At 62.0% G+C, this 19569-nt stretch carries 14 protein-coding genes and 1 tRNA gene; 4 read left to right on the top strand and 11 right to left on the bottom strand.

From position 1 onward, the window contains the following. Positions 1-2: 2 nt before the first annotated feature. The 5 genes from FHU29_RS12315 to FHU29_RS23545 all read right to left on the bottom strand — a co-directional run bounded on the left by FHU29_RS12315 (position 3) and on the right by FHU29_RS23545 (position 5925). Positions 3-1481, bottom strand: a complete 1479-nt coding sequence (locus FHU29_RS12315) for a peptidoglycan D,D-transpeptidase FtsI family protein (protein WP_064439937.1) — start codon at positions 1479-1481, stop codon at positions 3-5. Beyond that, on the bottom strand, positions 1478-2929 hold the full coding sequence (locus tag FHU29_RS12310; protein WP_064439936.1) for an FtsW/RodA/SpoVE family cell cycle protein: 1452 nt from the start codon (positions 2927-2929) through the stop codon (positions 1478-1480). Before FHU29_RS12310 ends, FHU29_RS12315 begins: the two co-directional genes overlap by 4 nt. Then, entirely contained in the window at positions 2929-4332 is a 1404-nt protein-coding gene (locus FHU29_RS12305; RefSeq protein ID WP_064439935.1) for a PP2C family protein-serine/threonine phosphatase, read from the bottom strand. The genes FHU29_RS12310 and FHU29_RS12305 overlap by 1 nt, the downstream gene beginning before the upstream one ends. Further along, on the bottom strand, positions 4329-4793 hold the full coding sequence (locus FHU29_RS12300; protein ID WP_064439934.1) for an FHA domain-containing protein FhaB/FipA: 465 nt from the start codon (positions 4791-4793) through the stop codon (positions 4329-4331). Before FHU29_RS12300 ends, FHU29_RS12305 begins: the two co-directional genes overlap by 4 nt. Positions 4794-4887: 94 nt before the next feature. Continuing rightward, positions 4888-5925, bottom strand: coding sequence for a DUF3662 and FHA domain-containing protein (locus tag FHU29_RS23545; RefSeq protein ID WP_064439933.1), 1038 nt, complete (start codon positions 5923-5925; stop codon positions 4888-4890). A gap of 255 nt (positions 5926-6180) precedes the next feature. Here FHU29_RS23545 and FHU29_RS12290 point away from each other — a divergent pair. The 3 genes from FHU29_RS12290 (at position 6181) to FHU29_RS12280 (ending at position 12702) form a co-directional block, all read left to right on the top strand. Then, positions 6181-6267, top strand: a tRNA-Leu gene (locus FHU29_RS12290). A 407-nt stretch (positions 6268-6674) separates the two neighbouring features. Beyond that, entirely contained in the window at positions 6675-11261 is a 4587-nt protein-coding gene (gene gltB / locus FHU29_RS12285; protein ID WP_064439932.1) for a glutamate synthase large subunit, read from the top strand. Next, the gene (locus FHU29_RS12280) at positions 11254-12702 is read left to right on the top strand and encodes a glutamate synthase subunit beta (RefSeq protein WP_064439931.1); all 1449 of its coding nucleotides are present in this window, start codon (positions 11254-11256) and stop codon (positions 12700-12702) included. The genes gltB and FHU29_RS12280 overlap by 8 nt, the downstream gene beginning before the upstream one ends. Positions 12703-12759: 57 nt before the next feature. Here the strand turns inward: FHU29_RS12280 and FHU29_RS12275 are convergent, their stop codons facing one another. The 5 genes from FHU29_RS12275 to FHU29_RS12255 all read right to left on the bottom strand — a co-directional run bounded on the left by FHU29_RS12275 (position 12760) and on the right by FHU29_RS12255 (position 17326). Then, the gene (locus FHU29_RS12275) at positions 12760-14070 is read right to left on the bottom strand and encodes a lactate 2-monooxygenase (protein WP_064439930.1); all 1311 of its coding nucleotides are present in this window, start codon (positions 14068-14070) and stop codon (positions 12760-12762) included. Positions 14071-14109: 39 nt separating this feature from the next. Beyond that, positions 14110-14475, bottom strand: a complete 366-nt coding sequence (locus tag FHU29_RS12270; protein WP_064439929.1) for a DUF5313 family protein — start codon at positions 14473-14475, stop codon at positions 14110-14112. Then, positions 14472-15812 (bottom strand): D-arabinono-1,4-lactone oxidase, encoded by a 1341-nt coding sequence (locus tag FHU29_RS12265; RefSeq protein WP_064439928.1) that lies wholly within the window; start codon positions 15810-15812, stop codon positions 14472-14474. Before FHU29_RS12265 ends, FHU29_RS12270 begins: the two co-directional genes overlap by 4 nt. 83 nt (positions 15813-15895) lie before the next feature. Then, entirely contained in the window at positions 15896-16378 is a 483-nt protein-coding gene (gene rraA, locus FHU29_RS12260; RefSeq protein ID WP_064439927.1) for a ribonuclease E activity regulator RraA, read from the bottom strand. A gap of 87 nt (positions 16379-16465) precedes the next feature. Further along, on the bottom strand, positions 16466-17326 hold the full coding sequence (locus FHU29_RS12255) for a GNAT family N-acetyltransferase (protein ID WP_064440085.1): 861 nt from the start codon (positions 17324-17326) through the stop codon (positions 16466-16468). Between the two features lie 91 nt (positions 17327-17417). Here FHU29_RS12255 and FHU29_RS12250 point away from each other — a divergent pair, with 91 nt between their 5' ends. Beyond that, on the top strand, positions 17418-19013 hold the full coding sequence (locus FHU29_RS12250; RefSeq protein WP_260152665.1) for a succinic semialdehyde dehydrogenase: 1596 nt from the start codon (positions 17418-17420) through the stop codon (positions 19011-19013). Between the two features lie 80 nt (positions 19014-19093). Here the strand turns inward: FHU29_RS12250 and FHU29_RS12245 are convergent, their stop codons facing one another. Then, the gene (locus tag FHU29_RS12245; RefSeq protein ID WP_064439925.1) at positions 19094-19519 is read right to left on the bottom strand and encodes a CsbD family protein; all 426 of its coding nucleotides are present in this window, start codon (positions 19517-19519) and stop codon (positions 19094-19096) included. Positions 19520-19569 lie beyond the last annotated feature (50 nt).

Raw genomic sequence — 19569 nt, 5'->3', positions numbered from 1 at the left:
GTTCAGCCCCCCTGCAATGCAGCCTGGATCACGGCCCGGCCAATAGGCGCAGCGACCGATCCGCCAGTCGCGGCGAGCGCTCTATCGCCGCCATCCTCAACAATCACCGCAACGGCCACCTGCGGGTTTTCCGCTGGTGCAAATGCGATGTACCACGCGTGCGGCGGGGTGTTCCGAGGGTCAGTCCCATGCTCGGCCGTCCCTGTTTTGGACGCGATTTGCACACCCGGCACACTCCCGGCGCCGGCGGTGTTCTGTTCTGACGCCACCATCAGCTGCCGAATTGTTTCTGCGACAGCCGGAGAAACCGCCCGCCCCGCTTCTTGAGGCGCAGTGGACTCCAGCACGGACAGATCTGGGCCCTGACGCTGGTGAACCAGCTGGGGCTCCATCCGCACACCGCCGTTAGCGATTGTGGCCGCAAGTACTGCGTTTTGCAACGGTGTGACAGCAACATCGCGCTGGCCAATGCTGGATTGGCCCAACGAAGCGTCGTCGGCGATCTCCCCAACAGTCGACGGAGCCACGTTCAGCGGGATTTGAGATTGCTCGGAGTCAAAGCCGAATGCTTCGGCTGTTGACCGCAGCGCACTCGCGCCCGTCTCTATACCCATCTCGACGAAAGCGGTGTTGCAGGACAGCCGGAAAGCTTCCAGCAGCGTGGCCGTCGAGCCGCCGCCGCACGTGGCGCCACCGTAGTTCTGCAGGGTCGTGGTTGTCCCGGGCAGCGTGTATTGGGACGCGGCTGTGAACTGGTCGTTTGGAGTTACACCTTCGGCGAGCGCGGCCGCCGTGGTGATGACCTTGAAAGTCGATCCAGGCGGATAGGTGTTCTGCACGGCACGGTTGACGAGGGGATTCTCGGGGTCAGCCTGCAGAGCACGCCACGCCTCGCTGCTGACGGCGGAGTCGTGGCTGGCGAGCGGGTTGGGGTCGTAACTTGGTGTACTCGCCATCGCGAGGATCTCTCCCGTCGACGGCGTGATCGCGACGACAGCACCGTTGTAACCGCGGCTGGACAGCTGATCGTAGGCAACCTGCTGGACGAAAGGATCCAGCGTGGTCACGACGTTGCCGCCGCGCGGGTCGCGGCCCGTGACGAGGTCGACGAGCCGGCGACCGAACAAGCGGTCATCGGAGCCATTGAGAAGCGCGTCTTCTGCGTTCTCAAGACCGAACGACCGGTACTGCATCGAGTAGAAACCGGTGACAGGAGCGAAAGCGAGCGGGCTGGTCGCGTCATCTGGGTAGACACGCTGGTAGCGGAAACGCGTGTCGGAGGGCACCGACGATGCGAGCACCTGCCCTGCTGCTGAGATCTGCCCGCGGTGGCGTGAAAACTCATCGATGAGTACGCGCGAATTGAATGGATTGCTGCGTAGATCGTCAGCGCGGAAAACCTGCACGTACGCCGAGTTGGCGATGAGCGCAACGATCATCACCATGACGGCCAGGGAGACGCGGCGAAGTGGCGTATTCACGTTCGTTTCACCATCGCGGTAGGCGCGTCCGCGATCGGAGCGGGTCCGGCGCGCCGAGCGGGTTCATGCGGATTACGCGCTTCGTGTGAAATCACGAGAAGTATCGCCACGAGGATGTAGTTCGCGAGCAGAGACGATCCTCCGTAGGACATGAAAGGGGTTGTTAGACCGGTGAGCGGGATGAGTTTCGTCACGCCGCCGATGACCACGAACACTTGCATGGCAAGGATGAACGACAATCCCGCAGCAAGCAACTTCCCGAAGCTGTCCCGAACGGCGATCGCCGCGCGCAATCCACGGATCATCACGGTCAAGTAGAGCAGCAGCACGATTGTCAGCCCGACCAGGCCGAGTTCTTCACCGATAGTGGCGACAATGAAGTCGGTTTTCGCGAATGGAACTTCTGAGGGCCGGCCGCTGCCGAGTCCGGTCCCGAAGAGGCCGCCCGTCGCAAGGCTGAAAAGTGACTGGCCGATCTGATACCCGGTGCCAAAGTAATCGTCGAAGGGATCGCGCCACACGTTCACGCGGACGCGCACGTGGCCGAAAAGCATGTACGCGACAGTCGCCCCGGTCAAAAAGATCGCTCCACCGATAACGATCCATCCAACGCGTTCCGTTGCGATGTACATGAGCACCAGGACGGTCGTGTACAGGAGCAGCGACATTCCGAGGTCGGTCTGGATTACGAGGATGGCCAGTGCGATACCTGCGGCGGCGAGGATCGGCCCGAGGTCACGCAACCGGGGAAAGTCCATGCCCATGACGTGCTTACCCGCCGTGGTGAAGAGGTCACGCTTGGCGACGAGCAGGCCACAGATGAAGATCAGCAGCAGAATCTTGGAGAACTCGGCAGGCTGGATGCTGATGAAGGGCAGACGTATCCAGATCTTTGCCCCATTGACTTCCGACAGGCTGGCCGGAAGAAAAGCAGGGATGGCGAGGAAAACCAGGCCGACCAGTCCCACGGTGTAGCTGTAGCGGGCAAGTTTGCGGTGGTCCCTGAGGAAGTACAGCACGGTGATGAACACCATGATGCTGACTGCGGTCCAAAGGATCTGCTTCGACGCGTCGGGTGCGGGGATCGCCTGGCCAGCAGTTCGTGCAGCCTCTTGCTCTGCGAGGTCAAGCCGGTGCACGAGCACCAGGCCGAGTCCATTGAGCAACGCGACAATCGGAAGGATAACGGGGTCGGCGTAGGGAACGAATTGCCTTATCGCGACGTGTGCAATTGCGATCAGCGCCACGAGCGCACCCATGTACCGGGCGAAGTCTGCGGTCACCGCTTGTTCCAGGCTCGCCTGGACGATCACGAACGCAGCACTCACGATCACCGCGACGCAGGCGAGGAGAAGCAGTTCGGAGTTTCGAGTACCGGTGAGCCCCAGCCGCGAGAACGGCCGGGGCGTGGACGGGCCGGCTGAGTTGGGTGGCGGCTGTGGTGTCATTAGCGACTCGTCCTGCAGGTGAATCCAGGAACTTGGAGCTGACTCCCTCGAGGTGAGGCGCTGGCGTCGTCGGTGTTTTCGGGGCTGTCTTCGTCACCGTTTGCGGCAGGCTCAGTCTGCGGGGTCTGGCGCGGGGTCTGGCAAACCGGCAGTAGTTCATTCTGGGAGAGCTGTGTCAGCTGATTCTCAACTTCGTTGTAGGAGCCAACAGGCAGCCCGATGCGAACTTGTTCCCGAGCGGAGGGGACCAGATCATTCACGGTGAGCGGTGAACAGTTCGCGCCTGAAGGCGGGGCTGACCCAGGATCGAGTAGCGTGAGTTCGCCATCGTCATCAACACAGCCAACCCTGTTTACCTCCTGCAGAGGGATGCCCAGGAAGGAACCGGTGAGGCCACGCATGATCGCGACCTGGCCATCCGACTCACCGACGTAGTAATTGCTTCGTACGACGGTTCGCGCAACCAGGGCGCCGGCGATAAGGAGAACAAGCACTGAGGCGAGCGCGATCCACCGGAAGGGATGCTTCTTTTTGGGTGGGGGCGGGGCATGCGCGGCGGCGACCCGGCGTGGCTTCGCTCGCGGCGGCCGCATAGCGGCTGCGCGGCCAGCCGCGGTGTTGGGCAGGGGAGTGTCCTCCTCGTCACCCGATACTGCGCCAGCGACGATCGGCCTGCTTTGTCCGTAGTCAACGTCAATGACATCCGCGACGATCACCGTAACGTTATCCGGTCCGCCGCTGCGCAGTGCGAGCTCGATAAGCCGATCAGCGGCGTGTGCCTGATCCCCCTCGAGAAGAGTCGTCGCGATCGTCTCATCGCTGACGACGTCGGACAGCCCATCCGAGCAAAGCAGGTAACGATCTCCGACTCGAACCTCGCGGACTGTCAGGGTGAGTTCGACGTCGTTGCCCGTGAGCGCGCGCATGATCAGAGAACGCTGCGGATGCGTGTGGGCTTGCTCAGGGGTGATTTTCCCCTGGTCAACGAGGGACTGAACGAAGGTGTCGTCCCGGGTGATCTGGGTGAGCTTGCTGTCGCGCATGAGGTACGCCCGAGAATCGCCGACGTGCACCAGTCCGAGCTTGGTGCCGCCGAACAAGATCGCGGTGAGGGTGGTCCCCATGCCTTCGAGTTCGGGCTCTTCCTCAACTTGGTGAGCGATCTCCTCGTTGCCCGCGCGAGTTGCTGACGCGAGTTTGCTGAGCAGGTCCCCGCCGGGTTCGTCTTCGTCGAGTGGTGCGAGCGCTGAGATCATCAGCTGGGATGCGATCTCCCCGGCCGCATGACCGCCCATGCCGTCCGCGAGAGCTAGGAGGCGGGCGCCCGCGTAGACGGAATCCTCGTTGTTCGCCCGGACGAGTCCCCGGTCACTGCGGGCCGCGTAGCGCAGGACCAGGGTCACGGCCGGAGCTCGATCACAGTCTTGCCCACACGAATGGGCGTGCCGAGCGGAACTCTCACTGCCGTAGTCACCTTTGCGCGGTCGAGGTACGTGCCATTGGTTGATCCGAGGTCTTCGACGTACCAGTCGTTGCCTCTCGGGGATATTCGTGCATGCCGATTAGACGCGTAGTCATCGGTGAGCACCAGTGTTGAATCGTCGGCTCTGCCGAGCAATATCGGCTGACTGCTCAGGGTGATGCGCGTACCCGCCAGCGCACCCTGAGTCACGATCAGAGTTCGCGCGACCTTGTTGCGCGACAGAAGGCCCAGGCGGGGCTTTCCTGAGCTCTGGCGGGTGGGCACGCGCAGCCCAGACCCCGCGTATATGTCAGCACGCAGAACCCGAAGCACTGCCCAGACGAACAGGACAAGCAGGAGGAGGAACCCACCGCGCGTGAGTTGCAGAACTAACCCCTGCATGGGTGCACACCTCCTCTTCGGTGGATCCGTACTCCGTGGCGATCACCGCCTATTGTCCACAGAAATCCCCTTGAGAGTGGGACACCTGCCGAATTCAGTTGATCCGCACGATGATCTCGGAATGGCCTACCCGTATAACGTCCCCATCCGCAAGCTGCCACACCGTGATGGGGGAACCATTTACCGTTGTGCCATTAGTAGATTTCAGGTCTGACAGCAGTGCAAGCTGACCGTCCCAGCGGATCTCCGCGTGCCGTCGGGAGACACCAGTGTCGGGGACACGGAACTGGGCGTCCTGGCCGCGACCGATGACGGTGGCGCCCTTCCGCATGGTGAGACTCCGGCCGCTGCCATCACCGAGTTCGAGGACGGCGGTTAGTGCCTGGCGAGTCCATTGGGTCGGGCGGCGGTGCACGGGCGGCGACGCTGCCTCGGGCTGCTGATCGAAGCTCTCCTCGGCGAAATCGAGGTCATCGTAGATCGGCTCACCGTAATCGGGATCGTAGTATGCGGATTCGCCATGCGATTCGGATGCCGACTGCCCCTTCGATCCGGAACGGTAAGCCGACGGGTAGGCAGTTTCCTCGTGGCTGCGTCCGCGGCGTGTACCGAACAGGTGCCGACCGATGCTGCGGACGGCATCGCGCTGAGGGGTCATAGAGCCAGCTCCTGACTGTTGATTTCCTTCGGGGGACTCTTGAATGCTCGCCGGTTGATTGCTTGCAGCGACCGGCCAGACCGCGCCTGACTGTGGCGCCACGTCGGGGTCGATGATCCCCGAAGCACGGAATTGCCCAGTATGGAGCTCGTCTGACATGTCGAAGTGCACACGAACCGCGGCGTATGTCTGCCAGCCTTGCTCGGTGATGAACTCAGCAAGATGGCGCGCAAACACTCGTTCGGTTAGTTCTCGGTCATTTGTGAGTCGTTCGTGGTCGGATGCGCCGATCGTGACCACATAGTTATTGGGTGCGAGGAGGTATCCCCCATCAAGTTCCTGGACGCCGTCTGTAGCCGACCGCTGAAGCGCCGACTCGATCTCTTGAGGAACTACAGCACTGCGGAAGAGACGTGCGAACGCGTCCCCGACGGCCCCTTCGAGTTTTCGCTCGAACCGGTCGAGCATTCCCATGGGGCCTCCTTTCTGACGTCTTGCTTTCGCCGTGCTCCATAGCGTTCGTGGCGACATGGCGAAAGCGACCAGGTGGGCACGAATTCTCGTGTGGGCACCAGGTCGCGATATCTCCTGTCGTCAATGGTAGTGCGGATCGGTCCCGGGAGGGGCCTTCGCAGTCGGGTCTTAGCCGAGCCGTGACACGCCGGAGCATACCCGTGACCTGCTGTTTATCGTTCCTTGGTGATTCGTGCTACTGTTTCCCGGTCGCTCGGGCGAGTGGCGGAATTGGCAGACGCGCTGGCTTCAGGTGCCAGTGTCCGTAAGGACGTGGGGGTTCAAGTCCCCCCTCGCCCACCACGCTGGCCGTAGCTGATCTCATCGCTGCGGTCAGCGAAGCACATCTCGCCGTTCTGGGCCCGTTCATTGTTGTTTCTCGGACCAGGGGATATTCTTATCCCAGTCCGTGGGGCCGAGGGTGTTGACGAGATCACGATTCAGAAGAAAAACCGCAGGTCATCGCGTTGGTAACGTACCCTAATTTGCCCTGACTGTGGCTCCCTGCCTTATCGTGGAGGCTTGAACTGCGCGCAAAGCGGCGCCAGCTCACTGGACAACGTACCGGGACGACGCGGGCATAACCCGTTGCCGTCACTGTACGGGGCACCTTCACCGTAACGCCCTCGTCCGCGAAACTCACGTACTTCTGTCCAACAGGATCGGAGTGCGCGGAGAATGACCGAACACCCCAGCCGCGAAAGCGACCTATGAAGAAGATGCCGGGCCGGTACGGCCTTTACGATCCCGCCAACGAGCATGACTCGTGTGGTGTGGCTTTCGTCGTCGACATGCACGGTCGGCGAAGCCGCGACATCGTCGACAAGGCGATCACCGCGCTGCTGAACCTCGAGCACCGTGGCGCCGCAGGTTCAGAACCGAACAGTGGTGACGGTGCGGGCATCCTCATTCAGGTGCCCGACAGGTTCTACCGCGAAGTCGTCGACTTTGCCCTTCCTGACCCGGGTGCGTACGCGACTGGAATCGGTTTTTTCCCGCAGGGTGCGTGGGCGGCTAAGAATGCGCGCAGCGCATTCGAGAAGCTTGCCAAATCAGAGGGCCTGCAGGTGCTGGGCTGGCGCGAAGTGCCAGTCGACGCGTCTTCGCTCGGCCGAATGGCACGCGACGCAATGCCGACCTTCTGGCAGCCCTTCCTCACGGGTTCGGATTCGCAGCTCACTGGGATGGACCTCGAGCGTCGTGTCTATGTGCTGCGCAAACGCGCCGAGCATGAACTTGGTAAAGAGGGCCCGGGCCAGGATGGCCCCGGTAAGGAGACGGTGTATTTCCCGTCGCTGTCCGGGCGCACCATCGTCTACAAGGGCATGCTGACCACGCCTCAGCTCAAGGAGCTCTACCTCGACTTGCAGGACGATCGGGTGGAAAGTGCTCTCGGTATCGTCCACTCGCGTTTCTCGACGAACACGTTCCCTTCGTGGCCGCTGGCGCACCCCTTCCGCCTTGTAGCGCACAACGGTGAGATCAACACGGTTAACGGCAACGAGAACTGGATGCGCGCGCGTGAGGCGCTCATCAAGTCGGACATCTTTGGTGAAGGCGCCCTCGAGAAGATCTTCCCTGTCGTCACCCCAGGTGCGTCCGACACTGCGCGTTTCGACGAAGTGCTTGAGTTGCTGCACCTTGGTGGGCGCTCACTCCCGCATGCCGTCCTCATGATGATTCCTGAGGCCTGGGAGCGTCACGAGTCGATGGATCCCGCGCAGCGCGCTTTCTACCGGTACCACGCGTCGCTAATGGAGGCGTGGGACGGCCCTGCCTCGGTGTGCTTCACCGACGGTGACTTGGTTGGTGCTGTGCTTGACCGCAACGGCCTTCGCCCCTCGCGTATCTGGGTCACAGATGACGGCCTCGTCGTGATGGCTTCAGAGGTCGGTGTTCTCGACATCGAGCCGTCCCGCGTCGTGCAGCGTATGCGTCTGCAGCCTGGCCGTATGTTCCTCGTTGACACCAAAGAAGGCCGCATTGTCAGCGATGACGAGATCAAATCCGAACTAGCCGCGGAGCACCCCTACGGCGAATGGCTGGAGAAGGGGCTGCTTCCGCTCGACCAGCTGCCCAAGCGCGTCCATGTGCACATGCCGCACAAGCGTGTATTGCTGCGCCAGCGTGTATTCGGATACACGCAGGAAGAGGTGAACATACTCATCTCACCGATGGCGCGTACGGGCGCGGAAGCCATCGGCTCTATGGGCACAGACACGCCGATTGCTGTTCTTTCGGCACGTCCCCGCTTGATTTACGACTACTTCCAGCAGCTTTTCGCGCAGGTTACAAATCCGCCGCTGGACGCGATCCGCGAAGAGCTTGTGACGAGTCTTTTCGGGACAATTGGTCCCGAGGGTGACTTGCTGAGCCCGAACGCGCAGTCGTGCCGTCAGATCGTGCTGCCTCAGCCGATTCTGGACAACGACGACCTCGCTCGCCTCATCCACGCCAACGATGACGGGCATCTGCCTGAGTTCCGTTCCGTTGTCGTGTCGGGGCTATTCAAAGTTGTCGAGGGCGGCGAGGGGCTCCGCAAGGCGCTCGCCGAAATGAAGCGTCATGTTTCTGACGCGATTGACGGTGGCGCGCGGGTTATCGTGCTGTCCGACCGGAATTCGAACGAGCATTTCGCTCCGATCCCGGCGTTGCTGATGACGTCAGCCATCCACCACCACCTGGTGCGTGAGAAGACCCGCACGAAGGTCGGTCTGATCGTCGAGACCGGCGACGCGCGTGAGGTCCACCACATGGCCGTGCTCCTCGGTTACGGAGCCGCGGCGATCAACCCCTACATGGCGTTCGAGACGATCGAGGATCTGGTCGAGCGCGGTCAGCTCAACGGGATCTCTTTCGAGCAGGCGGTTGCCAACTATATGAAGGCAGCTGGCAAGGGCGTGCTCAAGGTGATGTCCAAGATGGGCATCTCGACGCTGTCCTCGTACACCGGTGCGCAGTTGTTCGATTGCATTGGTCTGTCGCAGGAGCTGCTTGACGAGTTCTTCACCGGCACGAGGTGTGCGATCGAGGGCATCGGGCTCGATGTGATCGCTAAGAGCGTGACGACCCGCCACCAGCTCGCGTACCTCGAGCGCAAGGAAGAACTGGCGCACCGCGAACTCGAAGTCGGCGGTGAGTACCAGTGGCGGCGCGAGGGCGAATACCACCTGTTCAACCCGGAGACTGTCTTCAAGCTGCAGCACGCCACGCGCTCAGGACAGTACGAGGTCTTCAAGGAGTACACGTCACTCGTCGACGACCAGTCGGAGAAGCTGGCGTCGTTGCGCGGCTTGTTCAAGTTGCGTGAGGGCATTCGCCCGCCAGTGCCGATCGACGAAGTCGAGTCCGTCGAGGAGATCGTCAAGCGTTTCTCCACCGGCGCGATGAGCTACGGCTCGATCTCTGCGGAGGCTCACGAGACGCTGGCCATCGCCATGAACCGGATTGGTGGTCGCTCCAACTCGGGTGAGGGCGGCGAGGACATCAGCCGATTCACTCCAGACGAGAACGGTGACTGGCGGCGCTCCGCGATCAAACAGGTCGCATCGGGGCGATTCGGCGTGACATCGCACTACCTGACGAACTGCACTGACATCCAGATCAAGATGGCTCAGGGCGCGAAGCCAGGCGAAGGTGGGCAGCTTCCCGGACACAAGGTCTATCCGTGGGTTGCGGAGGTTCGCCATTCCACACCAGGTGTAGGCCTGATCTCGCCGCCGCCGCACCACGACATCTACTCGATCGAGGACCTCGCACAGCTGATCCACGATCTGAAGAACGCGAACCCGGGTGCGCGCATCCACGTCAAACTCGTTTCTGAGATTGGTGTCGGCACAATCGCCGCAGGCGTTTCCAAGGCTCACGCGGATGTTGTGCTCATCTCCGGCCACGACGGCGGCACGGGTGCGTCACCGCTGACGTCGCTCAAGCACGCTGGTGCGCCGTGGGAGCTAGGCCTCGCGGAAACGCAGCAGACATTGCTGATGAACGGACTGCGTGACCGCATTGTCGTGCAGGTGGACGGCCAGATGAAGACTGGCCGCGACGTCATCGTTGCTACCCTGCTCGGTGCTGAAGAGTACGGCTTCGCGACCGCACCCCTCGTCGTGTCTGGCTGCATCATGATGCGTGTATGCCACCTCGACACTTGTCCAGTGGGTATCGCAACCCAGAACCCGGCGCTGCGCGAGAAGTTCAACGGCAAACCGGAGTTCGTGGAGAATTTCTTCTACTACATCGCCGAAGAGGTTCGCGAGTACCTGGCTGCCCTGGGCTTCCGCTCAATTGATGAGGCGGTCGGCCAGGTTCAGATGCTCGATTTCACTCCCGCTGTTGACCACTGGAAGGCTTCGAAGCTCGACCTGAAGCCGATCCTGGTTCAGGCGGATTCGTACTTCGAGGATCAGGCACTGCGCTGCACGCAGACTCAGGATCACGGTCTGGAGAAAGCGCTCGACAACCAGCTGATCGACCAGGCGCGTGAAGCGCTGGAAACCGGCACACCGGTGTCGATCGAATCGAAGATCACGAACGTCAACCGCACGGTCGGCACCATGCTCGGCCACGAACTGACCAAGAAGTACGGTGGCGACGGCCTGCCCGACGGCACGATCTCGATCAAGCTGACTGGCTCTGCGGGCAACAGCTTCGGCGCCTTCCTCCCGAAGGGCATCACGCTTGAGCTCTTCGGTGACGCCAACGACTACATCGGTAAAGGCCTTTCAGGCGGCCACATCGTTGTCCGGCCGCCGCTGAACGCGCCTGACGAGTTCGTCGCGGAGAACAACATCATCGGCGGGAACGTCATCCTTTACGGTGCGACCAAGGGTGAAGTCTTCCTGCGAGGTGTGGTCGGGGAGCGTTTCTGCGTCCGGAACTCGGGTGCAGTGGCGGTCGTTGAAGGTGTCGGTGACCATGGCTGCGAGTACATGACAGGTGGTAAAGCCATCATTCTCGGTAAGACCGGCCGCAACTTCGGTGCCGGCATGTCCGGTGGTGTCGCCTACGTGTACAACCCGGACAACACCTTCGATGCGAACGTCAACCCCGAAATGGTTGATGTCGAGGACCTCGAGTCCGACGACGTCCGTGCTCTCTACGACATCGTCGAACGGCACCGGGATCTCACCGGCTCCGCGGTTGCTGAGCGGATCATGTCGAACTGGTCGCAGGAAGTGAACCACTTCGTCAGGGTGATGCCCCGCGACTACAAGAAGGTTCTGCAGGCAATCGCCACTGCCAAGAGGATGGGAACAGACGTGAACGAAGCGATCATGGAGGCCGCACGTGGGTGATCCAAGAGGCTTCCTCAAGCACGGCCGGGAACTTCCCGTCCGGCGTCCAGTTGCGTTGCGCCTGCTGGACTGGCATGAGGTGTATGAGCCATTCGACCAGACGCTGCTGCAGACGCAGGCGGGACGCTGCATGGACTGTGGCATTCCCTTCTGCCACGAGGGCTGTCCGCTCGGCAACATCATTCCCGAGTGGAACGACCTGGTGCACAAAAACCGGTGGCGCGAGGCCATCGACCGGCTGCATGCGACGAACAACTTTCCGGAGTTCACGGGCCGCCTGTGTCCCGCCCCTTGCGAGGCGGCATGTGTTCTGGGAATCAATGAAGACCCTGTGACGATCAAGCAGGTCGAGGTTGAGATCATTGATCACGCTTTTGAGCAGGGCTGGGTGGAACCAGTGCATCCGACCCGCACGACCGGCAAGTACGTCGCGGTCGTAGGTTCGGGGCCGGCAGGTCTCGCAGCTGCGCAGCAGTTGACGCGTGCGGGCCACGCCGTCACCGTGTTCGAGCGCGCGGACCGGATCGGTGGCCTGCTGCGGTACGGCATCCCGGAATTCAAGATGGAGAAGCGGCACATCGACCGCCGTCTCGCTCAAATGGAATCCGAAGGAACCATCTTCCGCACGAGTATCAACGTCGGTGTGGATTTCCCTGTATCTCAGCTGACCTCGGACTTCGATGCTGTTGTGCTGGCTGGCGGTGCCACAAAGTGGCGTGACCTCCCGATTCCCGGCCGGGAACTCGAGGGCATTTACCAAGCGATGGAGTATTTGCCGTTCTCCAACCGCGTGCAGTTCGGCGACATCGACGAGCCGCCCATCAGTGCCAAGGGCAAGAAAGTCGTCATCATCGGTGGCGGTGACACGGGAGCTGACTGCCTCGGCACAGCACTACGACAGGGTGCAGAGGTTGTGCACCAGTTCGAGATCATGCCGCGCCCGCCGGAGGAGCGTCCCTCGGCCAACCCGTGGCCGACGTACCCGATGGTCTATCGGGTGTCCTCTGCTCACGAAGAAGGCGGCGAGCGAGTCTATTCGGTGAACACCGAAGAGTTCGTCGGCAAGGACGGCAAACTCACAGGGGTTCGTGCACACGAAGTCGAGATGGTGGACGGGCGCTTCCAGAAGGTGGAAGGAAGCGACTTCGAACTCGAAGCAGACCTCGTATTCCTAGCGATGGGCTTCGTCGGCCCCGAGACGGAAGACCTGCTGGACAAGCTGGGCGTCGAGTACACCGACCGTGGCAATGTGTCGCGTGATTCCAACTGGGGATCCAGTGTTCCGGGCGTCTTCGTCGCCGGTGACATGGGTCGCGGGCAGTCACTGATCGTGTGGGCTATCGCTGAGGGCCGTGCCTGCGCGTCCGCGGTCGACAGCTACCTGGAAGGCAGTACAGCGCTGCCGGCGCCGGTGAAGACCACCACGATGCCGATCCGCTGATCGGACGTAATCCGAGCGAATAGCAAGCCCCCCAGACCGAATCTGGGGGGCTTGCTGCTACTTCTCCCTCAGCGCGTCCGTGGTGATCTGTTCAACCGAACGTAGACCGCTCAGCCCAACTGTGAGATCGAACTCCGCTATCAAGTTCCGTATGACGTCTTCGACGCCGCGCTCGCCCTCGAGTGCCAGCCCCCACACATAGGGCCGGCCAATCAAGACCAGATCTGCGCCCAAAGCGAGCGCCTTGAAAATATCAGCGCCGGTACGGATCCCGCTGTCGAACACCACTGTGAGTCCCCCCGCCGCCTCCGCAACGTCCGGCAGCGCCGCGAGGGATGCGACTGACCCGTCTACTTGGCGTCCACCATGGTTACTGACGACGATTCCATCGACACCGAGATCAGCAGCCTGGCGCGCATCATCTGGGTGCAAAACACCCTTCAGGAGAATTGGCAGCTTCGTCATTTCCCGCAATTTCGCGATGTCATCCCAGGTCAACGACGGACGCGAATAGGTTTCCAGGAATGTCTCGACGGCTGTTCGCGGCTGCGCGGACAGCAGATTCGGAAGGAACTTGCCGGGATAGTGATGCGTCATATTGATCAGCGTTTTGACCGTGCTGCGCGTGATCTTGACGTCTGGCTTACCTACCCGCTCGCTGACTATGCGCTGCTTCACCATTCGGGCGAAAACGGGGTCGCTGGTGTACTGGGCAATCCCCTGGCCCTGGCTGAATGGCAACGAACCCAGATTGAGGTCGCGCGGGCGCCACCCCAGCATCGTGGTATCCAGGGTGACTGCGATGGCGTCTGCACCGCATTTCTCCGCTCGCTCAACGAAACTCGCAACGAGATCGTCATTGGTGCTCCAATACAGCTGAAACCAGCGCGGCGCGTCTCCCATCACGTCCGCGGTGTCCTCCATTGGTACGGACGCCTGATTGGAAAAGATGAACGGAACCCCAGTCGCGGCAGCTGCGCGGGCGACAGCGAGATCGGCCTCCTCATGCGCGAGTTCAAGGACCCCGATGGGTGCGAGCGCGAGCGGAGCGGGAAGGCGCCGCCCGAAGATCTCGGTGCTGAGGTCTCGCTCGGCGACGTTCCGCAGGACGCGCGGCACTATTGACCATGACTCGAAAGCTGCTCGGTTGGCGCGCATCGTCGCTTCGGAGCCTGCGCCACCAGCAAGGTAAGCGAAAGCCTTCTCCGGAAGCGCATCGGCTGCAGCTTTCTCAAGAGTTTGCGGATCGGTGGGGATATTGGGCACGAGGCCGCTGACCCCGTCGCGATAGATTCGGTTCTGGCGTTCCCGGCCGGCTCCACCGGGCGGGACAACGTCGTGCGGGCTTGCGGGATCGCGTTCGGTCACAGTGCGAGTGTAGGTCGTTCGATAACGTCGAGCGTGCCGCTATCTTCCGAAACGCCGCTCATAGTCGTCGCGTTCCCGCTGGCGGCGATGTTCTTCGCGCTGAGTGAGAAGCGCGGGATCAAGACCATGGGTGAGGAGCCGGTGCCGACGGTAGACGTAGGTGAGCGCGACCAGGAAGTACACGTAAGGGATGAGCAGCAGCAATATCATTGCGGCTATGACCCATCGAGGGCCGGGGATCAGCAGGAATGCCGCAAGGAGCGGGATGAGCGGGAGTATTCCCCGGAACAGATAACGCCGCGTCGCGCCCGGTCCGACGAGATCATTGCGCACCCATTCACGCATCTCCGCGGGCAATGACTTCCCGACGATGTATCCGAGGTATTGCAGAGGTGTCGGCCTCACGGTCGGCCCCCAGGGAGAGACGGAACCGGGCCGAGGATGCGCTGAAGGTACTCGCCCGAGAATATCCCGTCAGGATCCACATGAGCCCGCACCCGGCCGAAGGCGTTCCAGCCCGGAACGCGGGCAGCGAAGTCACGCGCGGTGAGGCTGTGCCGCTTCCCCCAATGGGGTCTCCCGCCGAGTTCGAGCAGGATGCTCTCCGCTGCGGCGAAGTAGTCTTCCCAGGGAAGCCCCACATACTGATGCACCGCTACGTAAGCCACCGGGCCGCCCGAGGCCGGGGAGAGCAGCGCAGTATCCGCCGCTGCGAACCGCACTTCAATCGGCGATGCCACGGGTAGTCGTCGTGCCTGAATGACCGCGAGGATCCGTTCAATCGCCTCGATGACCCGGGGAATGGGTATCGCGTACTCCATCTCGGTGTAGCGGACGCGCGCCGCCGGAATTGAGAGCTTGGTGCTGTCGTCGATGCGCTCACCCGAGTTTGCGAGCGCCGCGATGCCCTGCGAAACCAGGGGAGCGACTTTAGGTTTCGTCGCAGCGATCCGGAGCATCGATCCCAGTGCGGTGGACTCAAGGATGTCACGCTCGAACCAAAGCCTGAGGGGGTTCTCCCGTTGCGCTGGGGCGTCGGTCCGTGTCGCTTCAAGGAGTAGCGCGCGACGCGTATAAGGGAAGAGGAAGATCTCGGTGTGGTCTGTTGCCGCGACGCGGTCGAGCAGCTCAGGCATCAGCGAATCAAGGATTCTCGGAGTTTGTACCCGGTGCAGGCGGAACGCAGGAACCGTTTCGAGCTCCACCTCAGTAACGAGTCCGAGTGCGCCGAGGCCCAGCACTGCGGCATTGAAGAAATCGCTGTCTTCGCTCGTGCTGGCGGGAGCCGCGGCCTCGCGCACAGTGCCATCGGCGGTGACGAGCCGCACGGACCGGACTTGCGCTGACAGGCTCGCGGACGTCGTCCCGGTTCCGTGCGTGCCTGTCGCGAGCGAGCCACCAAGCTGCTGGTCATAGGCACCGCCGCTATGTCGCAGGGCCAGACCTGCACTCGCCAGCGACTCGGTGAGATCTCGAAGCGTGATACCGGCTTGCACCCGTACTCGGCCAGTTGCGGTATCGATGCCCAGGACACGGTTCATGCGACCAGGGTCGATAAGTGTGCCGGTGGTGGCGCAAAGGTCATTGAACGAATGGCCGGCGCCGACGGGACGCACGGGAACGTTTCCCTGGTCGCGCTTTGCTGTGATGAGGGCCGCGGCCGCGAGTTCCGATTCGGGGTACTCGACTGAGGCAGGCGTGCAGGAAACCTGACCGCTCCAGTTCTGCCAGGTTCCTGCCACCGGGTTCCTCCCTCGCTTGTTCGGGCCCCTAGTTCACGTGCCGCGCAATTTTGCGGGTGGACGCCATCAGTCTCATTCGATTGTCACGCAGGAACGACAACGACGCCATCGTCGTCGCTGTGCAGAATATCCCCAGGCGTGAAGGTGATACCGCCGATCTCGATCGGCACATCGCGTTCTCCAGCACCAGTCTTCGTCGACTTGCGCGGGTTGGTGCCTAGCGCCTTGACACCGATATCGAGCGTCCCGAGTATCGCGGCGTCTCGTACCGCGCCGTTGATGATCAATCCAGACCAGCCGTTGCTGCGACCGAGTTCCGCGATGACATCGCCGACCAGTGCCGTGTGGACGCTGCCGTCACCGTCGATGACAAGGACACCACCGTTGCCGGGTTCGCCGAGGATCGACTTCAGGAGTGCGTTGTCCTGGAAGCACTTCACGGTGGTGACGCGGCCGGCGAACTCGCGACGCCCCCCGAACTGAGTGAATTGTGTATCGCAGCTCTTGATCTCGGGCCCGATCTCGTCGGCGAGGTCAGCGGTAGCAGTGAACTCGACTTCACTCACGACACTCCATCCTTCTTGCTGTGGTCCGGTGATGTTTCCTGACGCCCAAACTAGCTGATGAACGCTGCGAAGCGTGCACCGTCGTCTTCAGCCTAGTTCGAAGGTGGTCACGCCGAATATGTGGTCGATGGGCAGTTGCGGATCCTTCCCCCGGTACATGCGCGCGGTTTCGAACATCGGCCTCATGCCGTGTCGCTGCGCGAGAGCCACAGCCGCACCGTTGGTTTCGGGGACATCCAGGTAGATGGCAGATCCGAGGTCGGCACGATCGGCGAGCGCCAGCAGCATCGTCTCCGCACATGAGGCGTCTGCCGCGAAGAGGGGTCCGACTTTCCAGCCACTGCGGCAGCGCCGAATTGTGCCCAGCGCGCGCACCCCGCTGTGCGATCGCAGCACGAGCGAATGAGCTCCTGGCTGGTGAAGCCACAGCCGGAGGAACTCCGGCCTTGGGACGGGAAAGTGGCGGTAGTCGAACGCTGTCAGCTCGTCTGCGGGGACGGTGGCGGCTTCGACGACTGTCTCTGCGCGGAGACCCGATAGTTCCCCCGCATACCGGATGTTGCGGTGGGCGAGGATAAACCCTGACTTCCGGTAGTTGGATTGCTGATCGACTACACCGTCGAGGCCGATGAGGGGCACCTTGGCGAGAGCGCGCATTCCGTGTTGCCAAATCTCGAAGCCGAACCCGCGCCCCCGGAATTCCGGTTTGACGATGTAGAAGCCGATAAAGCCGAAGGTGTGAGCATCGCTGGTGTACTTCACTGCGGAAATCGTGGCGGCCAGTTTGTCTTCGAGGAAACCGCCATAGAAGCCACCGGGGTCGGTCAGAGCGAAGATGCGCGCATCGCCCAGGCCGGGATTCCAGCCTTCGGCCGCGGCCCACTCAACTGCGACCGAAACTTCAGCGCTCCTGAGTGGGCGAATGTGAAGGCCGTGTGTTCGCGCCACAGCTTCTAAACCTACCCCTCGCTGGGGGTTGTGACGTGGTGATCCTCCGCTTTCGTGGGGGGTCAGGTCTTTGCTGAAACGGGCGAGTAACCTGAAGACGAATTCCGACCAATCTCCCAGCAAGGAGAGTGACATGGCTGCTCCGTCTGCCGAGGCGTTCGCGCGTCTGGCTGACCTCGCCGTGATAACCGACAAGGCAGCACGCGAGACGCACCCGTTGTATGAGACCTTCACCGGGAAAGAACTCGCGACGATCCCCGTGGCCACCGCTGAAGATGCGGTGGCGGCTGTGGAACGTGCGCGCGTTGCACAGAAAGAATGGGCGAAGGTCCGCGTCGCGGAGCGTGCGAAAATCTTCAACAAGTATCACGACTTGATTCTCGATCGCCGTGATTGGTTGCTGGACCTGTCGCAGGCAGAGACAGGGAAAGCGCGGACGTCCGCTCTGGAAGAAGTCATCGATATTGCGATGACGTCGCGCTACTACGCACGGACTGCGGCAAAAACGCTGGAAAAGAAGACCGTGCAAGGCCTCTTCCCGGTGCTCACGAAGACGACTGTGAACTACCGGCCGAAAGGTGTCGTCGGGGTCATCTCACCGTGGAACTACCCGATGACACTTGCGGTATCGGACGCGATCCCGGCGCTCCTGGCCGGCAACGCTGTCGTAGTCAAGCCCGACAGTCAAACGCCATTCTGCGCTCTCGCTGTGGCGGAGATCCTGTACGAGGCAGGTTTGCCGAAGGATCTCTTTGCGGTCGTCCCTGGGCCAGGCTCTGTTGTCGGTACTGCGCTGGTGGAAAACTGCGATTACATCATGTTCACCGGCTCGACGGAGACGGGCCGGACGCTCGCTGAGCAATGCGGGCGCAGGCTGATTGGCTTCTCCGCGGAACTCGGCGGCAAGAACCCGATGATCGTCGCTAAAGGCGCTGACCTCAACCACGTCGCCGACGCGGCGGTGCGGGCGTGCTTCTCCAACTCCGGCCAGCTGTGCATATCAATTGAACGCATCTATGTGGAGGATGACGTCGCGGAGGAGTTCACTTCTCTATTCTCCGACAAGGTGCGCAATATGGCGCTCACCGCGGAGTACGACCTTGCCGGTGACATGGGCAGTCTCATCTCAGAATCCCACCTCGAAACCGTGAAACGCTTCGTCGATGACGCGGTTGAGAAGGGCGCGACGGTGCTCGCGGGCGGCAAGGCACGGCCGGATCTCGGGCCGCTCTTCTTCGAGCCCACGCTGCTCACCGACGTGACACCGGAGATGATGGTGTACCGCACGGAAACCTTCGGTCCGGTCGTGTCGATCTATCCTTTCGCCAGCATCGATGAGGCCATCGAGCAGGCGAACGACACAGAATACGGCCTTAATGCCAGCGTATGGGCAGCGAACGAAGCGGATGGTGAAGCGATCGCGGAGCGCATCAATTCGGGTACTGCGAATGTGAACGAAGGCTACGGGCCGGCATGGGCTAGTTACGGTGCTCCCATGGGCGGTATGGGTGCCTCCGGTATGGGCCGTCGCCACGGCGCCGAGGGCCTGACCAAATTCACCGAGGTGCAAACTGTAGCGACGCAGCGTCTACTCGACCTCGGCGGCCCGAGCTGGCTGGATCAGAAGTACTTCTCGGCAGCGCTCCCGTGGGCGGTGCGCGCAATGAAGTACCTGCCTGGGCGGTAACGAACGACGAAGGCTGGAGCCGGTCGGTATTCTGTCGGCCGGCTCCAGCCTTCGGTGCGTGTTGCCTGGAGAGTTGTGCTTTAGCGGTTGCGAATTGCGCGCACGACGAAGAACAGCACGATCGCAGCTACCACCGCAGCGATGGCCGCGCCAGCCTTGCGCGTGTCCCCTTCGTCGAGGTCTGACAGCGAGTCGAAGGTCGCCTGGCGTAGTTCCGCAACCTTGTCTTCTACCGTGGACCGAGCTTCGGATGCAGCCGCGCGGCCTGAGTTCAGCGCGTCCGTGGTCTTTTCCTTCACGACTGTCGCTTTTTCAGCAACGGAACCCGCAGCATCAGACGCGGCGGTCTTCGCCGAGTCCGCAGCGTTCTCCGCCGCGTCCTTAGCGTTCGCGACAGCCTGATCGCCCTGACCCTCTGACTTGAGCGAGTCATCGTTGGCGACAGTTCCAGCTGCTTCCTTCGCCGTGCCTTTGACCTTGTCTGCAGTGTTCTCGAGGTCTGCCATTAACTGCTCCTTCGCGCCAATAATTCGGATGCCCGTCCGGGCACCGCTTG

Origin of the sequence: Hoyosella altamirensis (assembly GCF_014191505.1) — a bacterium.
In the GTDB taxonomy this organism is placed as follows: Bacteria; Actinomycetota; Actinomycetes; order Mycobacteriales; family Mycobacteriaceae; genus Hoyosella; species Hoyosella altamirensis.
Note: the sequence above shows the minus strand (reverse complement) of the source record. Positions and strands in the feature narration are given on the sequence as shown.